The sequence below is a fragment of the Enterococcus sp. CR-Ec1 genome (assembly GCF_002850555.1).
In the GTDB taxonomy this organism is placed as follows: Bacteria; Bacillota; Bacilli; order Lactobacillales; family Enterococcaceae; genus Enterococcus_D; species Enterococcus_D entomosocium.
Genome location: NZ_CP025223.1, coordinates 3,812,223 through 3,819,143, shown reverse-complemented (window position 1 = coordinate 3,819,143; position 6,921 = coordinate 3,812,223). Strand labels below are relative to the sequence as shown.

Sequence of the window (6,921 nt, the reverse complement as noted above, 5' to 3'; positions counted from 1 at the left end):
AAATTGTCCTCCTATAACTAAGAATAGATATAACTAAAATAGCACGGATTGAAAAAGTTTTCCACAGATTACGATAAAAAAGGTTAGAAAAAAATACTTTTCCACAAAACGGGATAAAAGAAAAAAGGAAATGCACATGTTCGAAAATGCACTATCCACAGGTAGAAAAAGAATGTGCATAACTAGAAAAAAATCTCTCTTATCCACAGATCTATGTGAAGATCATGCCTTGATAATACTAGGTTTTAGGGCAGTTATCAACAGCTGGAAAAGCGATTGTGGAAAACTTTTCTACAGGCTGTTTGTTTGTGGAAAAAGTCAAAATAACTCTGGGGAAAAAGTTATCCACAAAAATTAGCTGTAAACAGCAAACCCACACAAATCAAGGGAATTGTGGATAAAGAATGGTCGATTTTGAGCAAACTTCTTATTGACAAACTAGTACTTGACTCGTTATACTATCAAAGTATGTCTGTGCGCATAAGCATTATCCTGATGGAGGTGGAAATAAATGAAAAGAACGTATCAACCAAATAAACGTAAACGTCAAAAAGTTCACGGATTCCGTAAACGTATGAGTACAAAAAATGGACGTCGTGTTTTAGCTAGCCGTCGTCGTAAAGGCAGAAAGGTTATTTCTGCGTAAGCCACTGAATGCCAGTGGTTTTTTTTTATGCCGTTTTTGCGGAATATAGTGTCTGACTTTTGGCAAATATGGTATTATTGACAGGTGAGTGGTTACGGATTCAATCCGTTTCGCGAAGCTTAATTGAAAGAAGTGAAGGAACCGAAGATGAGAAAATCCTATCGAGTAAAAACAGAGCAAGATTTTCAAAAAGTTTTTCAGGCAGGAAATTCTTTTGCAAATCGGAAGTTCGTGGTGTATGTCTTACCTAAAGAGCAATCACATTTTCGAGTTGGTTTATCTGTAGGAAAAAAAGTCGGTAATGCAGTGAAGCGAAATGAGGTCAAACGCAAGATTCGTGCGAGCTTAACGGAAATGAAGCCGCGAATCGAACCAGCGATCGATTTTATTGTGATCGCCCGTCCAAGTATCGCCACTTGTTCCTCAAAGGAAATCTACTCGAATTTAGAGCATGTCTTAAAGCTTGCCAAAATTATTCATTAATGGAAAGGAATTAGTTACGTGAAAAAAGGGAAACGCGTCTTACTATTTTTGGGAGTTCTCTCATTAGTAGTTGTCTTATCTGCCTGCGGTGCAACAGGTGAAGTAAATGCACAAAGTACCGGTCTATGGGATCGTTACATCGTTTATTATTTTGCAGAGGCGATCAAAGCCCTCTCCTTCGGCAATGCCGGGATCGGGATCATCCTCTTTACATTGATCATCCGGGTCATTTTGATGCCGTTGATGCACTTTCAAACCAAAAGCATGCGCAAAACGCAAGAATTACAACCGAAGCTAAAAGCGCTGCAGCAGCAATATGCGTCAAAAGATACAGAAACACAAAGCAAGTTAAAAGAAGAAACACAACGTTTGTATGCGGAAAACAATGTCAATCCCTATGCCGGCTGTCTACCATTATTGGTACAAATGCCGATTTTGATGGCCTTGTGGCAATCGATCTCACGGGTTCCTGCTCTGCAAGAAGGAAAATTCTTATGGCTGCAGCTGGGTGATCGTGACCCATACTTCATCTTGCCGATTTTAGCGGCGCTCTTTACTTTTGCAAGTACCTACTTATCAAGTATGAGCCAAGTGGAATCAAATGCGAGTTTGAAAATCATGAATTTCGCTATGCCGATGATGATCTTACTGATGGGGATCAACATTGCCAGCGGTCTTTCCTTGTACTGGGTTGTTTCTAATGCATTCCAAGTCTTGCAAACAATGATCTTAAATAACCCATTCAAGATTCGCCAAGAAAGAGAAGAAGCCGCCCGCAAAGAACGCGAGCGTGAACGAGCCCTGAAAAAAGCAATGAGTCCTAAAAAGAAACGGAAAAAATAAGAGGAGGTTGCACTGCAATGCCGATTTATGAAAATCTGACAGTAGCTGAAGCAATTCAAGAGGGATTGCAAGTCCTTGGTATCACCAAAGATCAAGCAGTAATCGAAGTCCTGGATGAAGGAAAAAAAGGCTTCTTGGGGCTAGGAAAAAAACAAGCACGGGTCTCCATTGAAAAAAGAATCGTTGAAGAACCGGCACCCGTTGAAGAAGTACCAGCAAAACCGCTGGTAGAACCAGATCCTGTGACGACAGAGGATGCAAGCAGTGTGATGGAGGCGGCCGCGAGCGAACCTGTTTTGCTGACGGATCTTTCAGATGAGGAAGCACTGGCTCAGTTGGGACTCTATCTGACAAATATTTCAAAAGCATTGAATGCACCTGCCTTAGTAAAAACCGCTCGTCAAGACGGCGTGATCATCTTTCAATTAGAAACGCAAAAACAAGGCATTTTGATTGGGAAGCACGGCAAAACCTTGAATGCACTGCAATATTTGGCGCAAGTTTATATTCATCGCATCGCGAAAAACAAATTGTCGATCGTTGTGAATGTCGGGGATTACCGTGAAAAACGTCAAGCGATCTTAGAACGTTTGGCCAGCCGTACTGCTGAAAAAGTCAAACGAACAGGCCGCCCGGTCTTTTTAGAGCCGATGCCGGCGTTTGAAAGAAAGCAGATCCATTCCGTATTGAGTAAAGATGCGTATGTTCAAACTCATTCTGAAGGGGATGAACCGTATCGCTACTTAGTAGTGGAACCTGCGGACAAACGAATTTAATGAAAAAAGGGAAAGGCGGTCTGACAAGCCTTTCCCTTTTTTGATGGGAAAAAGCGATTGACAACAAATTTAAAACCAAGTATCCTTGACTAGAAATCATTCTTATCAAAGTCAACATACGTTACGTAGGTCAGCCTTTGGTATCAAAAAAGAGTCCGTATGCCGCGGACTCTTTTTTGTATTTCGTTGTTCAAAGGGGCAATTAGCCGCCAATGGTTGATTGAGTAAATTGAACCACCGTACCATAGGCAAAGATCTCAAGGTAGGTTTTGTCGCCTTCGACGATGCGGTCGTGTTCGAAATGACAGTTGATCACTGCATTCGCACCGTAGCTGTGAGCTGTTTCTTTTAAGCGATAGGTCACATCTGCCAAAAGATCGTTCAAATTCACAGATGTATCAAATAGATCTACTTCGATTTTGTCTGCCGCAAAGACGATATCCCGCACGACATAAGGCCGATTCACGTTTCCTGTCGATAAAATGATTTCTTTAATGCGGGCAGCACTGTTTGATGATTTGATGGTTTCCATAATAGATCCCTCTTTTCTTATTCTTTGCTTTTATTTTAAAGGTTTTTGCGGACAGATGCAAAATTTAAAAGTTTTTGAAGGAAGCTTGCGACTCGCGCAAAAATGTGCTAATCTATTTCCAGAATTTAATTGACAAGCAGTCAAAGTGCTAAGTCTACTCGTTTTTATTGATTTTCAATCAATTTGACGGGTGGAGTGGGCACTTTTTTTATGTGAAAAAATAGGAGGAGCATGCAACATGGCGAATATTACGCAAGAATTTGATACGATTGCCGCAATTTCCACCCCGCCAGGCGAAGGGGCCATCAGTATTGTGCGATTAAGCGGGGAAGAAGCAATCGCAATTGCGGATCGGATTTTTCAAGCAGGCACTAAAACCCTCGCCCAAGTCCCTAGTCATACGATTCATTATGGTCATATCGTGGACCCAGAAGAAAACCGTTTGATGGATGAAGTGATGCTTTCAGTGATGAAAAAGCCGCGGACCTTTACCCGAGAAGATGTCGTTGAGATCAACTGTCACGGCGGGATCGTTGTCGTCAATCAACTCTTGCAACTGGTTTTACGACAAGGCGCACGTTTGGCTGAGCCGGGGGAATTCACGAAGCGGGCCTTTTTAAATGGACGGGTTGATCTTTCTCAAGCCGAGGCGGTGATGGACCTGATTCGTGCTAAGACCGATAAGGCGATGAATCTCGCTGTCAATCAGCTGGATGGCAATCTTTCCCACTTGATTCGGACCTTACGCCAAGAGATCTTAGAGACGTTGGCGCAAGTTGAAGTGAATATCGATTACCCTGAATACGATGATGTGGAAGAATTGACGACCCGCTTATTGTTAGAAAAGGCCACGATGGTCAAAGGGCAGATCCAAGCCTTATTAGCAACTGCCCAACAAGGAAAAATTTTGCGAGAAGGCCTGAGTACTGCGATCATCGGTCGGCCGAATGTCGGTAAATCCAGCTTATTGAACCATTTATTAAGGGAAGAAAAAGCCATCGTGACAGACATTGCCGGCACCACCCGAGATGTCATTGAAGAGTATGTCAATGTTCGCGGGGTACCGTTGAAACTGATCGATACGGCTGGTATCCGCGAAACGGAAGATGTCGTTGAGAAAATCGGGGTCGAACGCAGCCGCAAAGCACTGGCAGAAGCGGAGTTGATTTTGCTGGTTCTCAACCAAAGCGAAGGATTGACCCAGGAAGACAAACAATTGCTGGAGCTGACTGCTGGCAGCCGTCGGATCATCTTATTGAATAAGACCGACCTTGAGCCAAAACTAGCGCCCGCTGAATTAGCGCAGTACGCAGCAGATGAACCGATTTTTTCTGTCTCTGTATTGACCAACGAAGGCTTGGATCAACTGGAACAAGCCATTGCCGATCTATTCTTTGGGGGGAAAACCGCCGACAAGGATGCTTCCTATCTTTCTAACACCCGCCACATTGCCTTATTAGAAAATGCCGTTCAGTCGTTGTCTGAGGTCATCCAAGGGATCGAAGCAGGAATGCCTGTCGACTTGGTTCAAATCGACATGACACGCTGCTGGGACTATCTAGGAGAAGTTGTCGGCGACAGTGTCCAAGATGAGTTGATCACCCAATTGTTCAGTCAGTTTTGTTTAGGAAAATAAAGAATGCGCCACTGGCGTAAAAAGGAGAACACCATGCAAGAATATCAAGCAGAAAGTTATGACGTGATCGTTGTTGGTGCCGGCCATGCCGGATCAGAAGCTGCCTTAGCAGCCAGCCGAATGGGGGCAAAAACCCTTTTACTGACCATCAACTTAGACATGGTCGCATTCATGCCTTGTAATCCCTCCGTCGGCGGACCAGCAAAAGGCGTCGTGGTGCGCGAAATCGATGCTTTAGGCGGAGAAATGGGCAAAAATATCGATAAAACCTACATCCAAATGCGGATGCTCAATACAGGAAAAGGTCCCGCAGTGCGGGCTTTGCGGGCGCAAGCCGATAAACATGCCTATGCGGCTGAAATGAAACGAACGATCGAAAAAGAAGCCAATCTAACACTGCGCCAAGGGATCGTTGAAAAGCTGATCGTTGAAGAAGGCGAGTGCCGTGGCGTCGTGACATCTACAGGCGCTCGTTACCAAGCCCAAGCTGTAGTGATCACTGCAGGAACAGCGTTGCGAGGGGAGATCATCATTGGAGAGTTGAAGTATTCTTCTGGTCCAAACAACTCCCAGCCATCGATTGGATTAGCCGATCATTTGAAAGAGCTTGGTCTAGAGATCGCTCGTTTTAAAACCGGTACACCACCGCGGGTCAAATCCAGCACCATCAACTATGAGGTAACGGAGATCCAGCCTGGCGATGAACAACCGAATCACTTTAGTTACAGCACACCCGATGAAGCCTACAATCAAAACCAAGAACCTTGCTGGTTGACCTATACGAACGAAGGGACGCACCAAATCATCAACCAGAATTTACATCGGGCGCCGATGTTTACAGGGATCGTCGAAGGGGTAGGTGCCCGTTATTGTCCATCCATCGAAGACAAAATCGTGCGTTTTGCAGACAAATCTCGTCACCAACTATTCTTGGAGCCAGAAGGATTGAACACCGAAGAAGTGTATGTTCAAGGGCTTTCTACTTCTATGCCAGAAGACGTCCAAGTCCAAATGCTGCATTCCATCGCAGGTTTAGAAAAAGCGGAAATGATGCGGACGGGCTACGCCATTGAATATGATGTCGTGGTACCTCATCAATTGCGTCCAACATTAGAAACCAAAGTCATCGAAAACCTCTTTACGGCAGGACAAACCAACGGAACCAGCGGCTATGAAGAAGCGGCCGGTCAAGGCTTGATTGCCGGCATCAATGCCGCTTTGAAAATTCAAGGCAAAGAACCTTTCATTATGAAACGCAGCGACGGTTATATCGGTGTGATGATCGATGATTTGGTGACCAAAGGAACCAATGAACCATACCGTTTATTGACCTCTCGTGCCGAATACCGCTTATTGCTGCGTCATGATAATGCCGATCTGCGTTTGACCGAAGTGGGACATCAAATTGGGCTCGTCCCAGAAGCGCAATACGAAGCATATGTAGCGAAAAAAGAAGCTGTTGAAGCAGAAATCAAACGCTTGTCTAAAATCCGCATCAAACCAACGCCAGAAGTACAAGCATATTTGACTGCCAAAGGGACGGCCACCTTGAAAGATGGCGTTTTAGCAAATGAATTCTTGCGCCGGCCTGAAGTGACGTATGCGGAAATGCTGCAATTTATCGAAGCCAATGAAGCATTGAAGCCAAAAGAGATCGAACAAGTCGAGATCCAAATCAAATACGAAGGTTATATTAAAAAAGCCCTCGAAAAAGTGGAGAAACTCAAACGGATGGAAGCCAAACGCATTCCTGAAAACATCGACTATGCCGCTATCAATGGCTTGGCAACAGAAGCCAAACAAAAACTGCAAAAAATCCAACCCGAAACCATCGCCCAAGCGAGCCGTATCAGCGGAGTAAACCCAGCTGATATTAGTATTTTGATGGTGTATATCGAACAAGGGAAGATTGCAAAGGTTAACTAAAGACGGTTAATATTCTTTGAAAAACCAATTTATAAATGGTAAATACAGTGTCAAAAGCCCGCTACGAGAGTAACTCGCA

The 6,921-nt window shown here is 44.2% G+C and carries 7 protein-coding genes; 6 read left to right on the top strand and 1 reads right to left on the bottom strand.

The window, feature by feature from the left end; genetic code table 11:
* Positions 1-511: 511 nt before the first annotated feature.
* From rpmH to jag, 4 genes are all read left to right on the top strand, one after another.
* Entirely contained in the window at positions 512-646 is a 135-nt protein-coding gene (rpmH, locus tag CXM95_RS18360; protein ID WP_002356012.1) for a 50S ribosomal protein L34, read from the top strand.
* A 147-nt stretch (positions 647-793) separates the two neighbouring features.
* Positions 794-1,129, top strand: a complete 336-nt coding sequence (rnpA, locus tag CXM95_RS18355; RefSeq protein ID WP_008376940.1) for a ribonuclease P protein component — start codon at positions 794-796, stop codon at positions 1,127-1,129.
* 18 nt (positions 1,130-1,147) lie between these two features.
* Positions 1,148-1,972, top strand: coding sequence for a YidC/Oxa1 family membrane protein insertase (locus CXM95_RS18350; RefSeq protein WP_008376942.1), 825 nt, complete (start codon positions 1,148-1,150; stop codon positions 1,970-1,972).
* Positions 1,973-1,989: 17 nt separating this feature from the next.
* Complete coding sequence (gene jag, locus CXM95_RS18345; protein ID WP_008376943.1) at positions 1,990-2,748, top strand: RNA-binding cell elongation regulator Jag/EloR; 759 nt, start codon at positions 1,990-1,992, stop codon at positions 2,746-2,748.
* A 202-nt stretch (positions 2,749-2,950) separates the two neighbouring features.
* Here jag and CXM95_RS18340 read toward each other — a convergent pair whose 3' ends face one another.
* The gene (locus CXM95_RS18340) at positions 2,951-3,280 is read right to left on the bottom strand and encodes a heavy metal-binding domain-containing protein (RefSeq protein ID WP_005226284.1); all 330 of its coding nucleotides are present in this window, start codon (positions 3,278-3,280) and stop codon (positions 2,951-2,953) included.
* A 238-nt stretch (positions 3,281-3,518) separates the two neighbouring features.
* On the opposite strand from CXM95_RS18340, the gene mnmE reads away from it, so the two are divergent.
* Both mnmE and mnmG read left to right on the top strand, forming a co-directional pair.
* Complete coding sequence (gene mnmE / locus CXM95_RS18335) at positions 3,519-4,916, top strand: tRNA uridine-5-carboxymethylaminomethyl(34) synthesis GTPase MnmE (protein WP_101699581.1); 1,398 nt, start codon at positions 3,519-3,521, stop codon at positions 4,914-4,916.
* A gap of 33 nt (positions 4,917-4,949) precedes the next feature.
* Positions 4,950-6,842 carry a tRNA uridine-5-carboxymethylaminomethyl(34) synthesis enzyme MnmG gene (mnmG, locus tag CXM95_RS18330; protein ID WP_008376950.1) on the top strand — a complete coding sequence of 631 codons (1,893 nt, stop codon included), beginning with the start codon at positions 4,950-4,952 and terminating at the stop codon, positions 6,840-6,842.
* Positions 6,843-6,921: the final 79 nt, after the last annotated feature.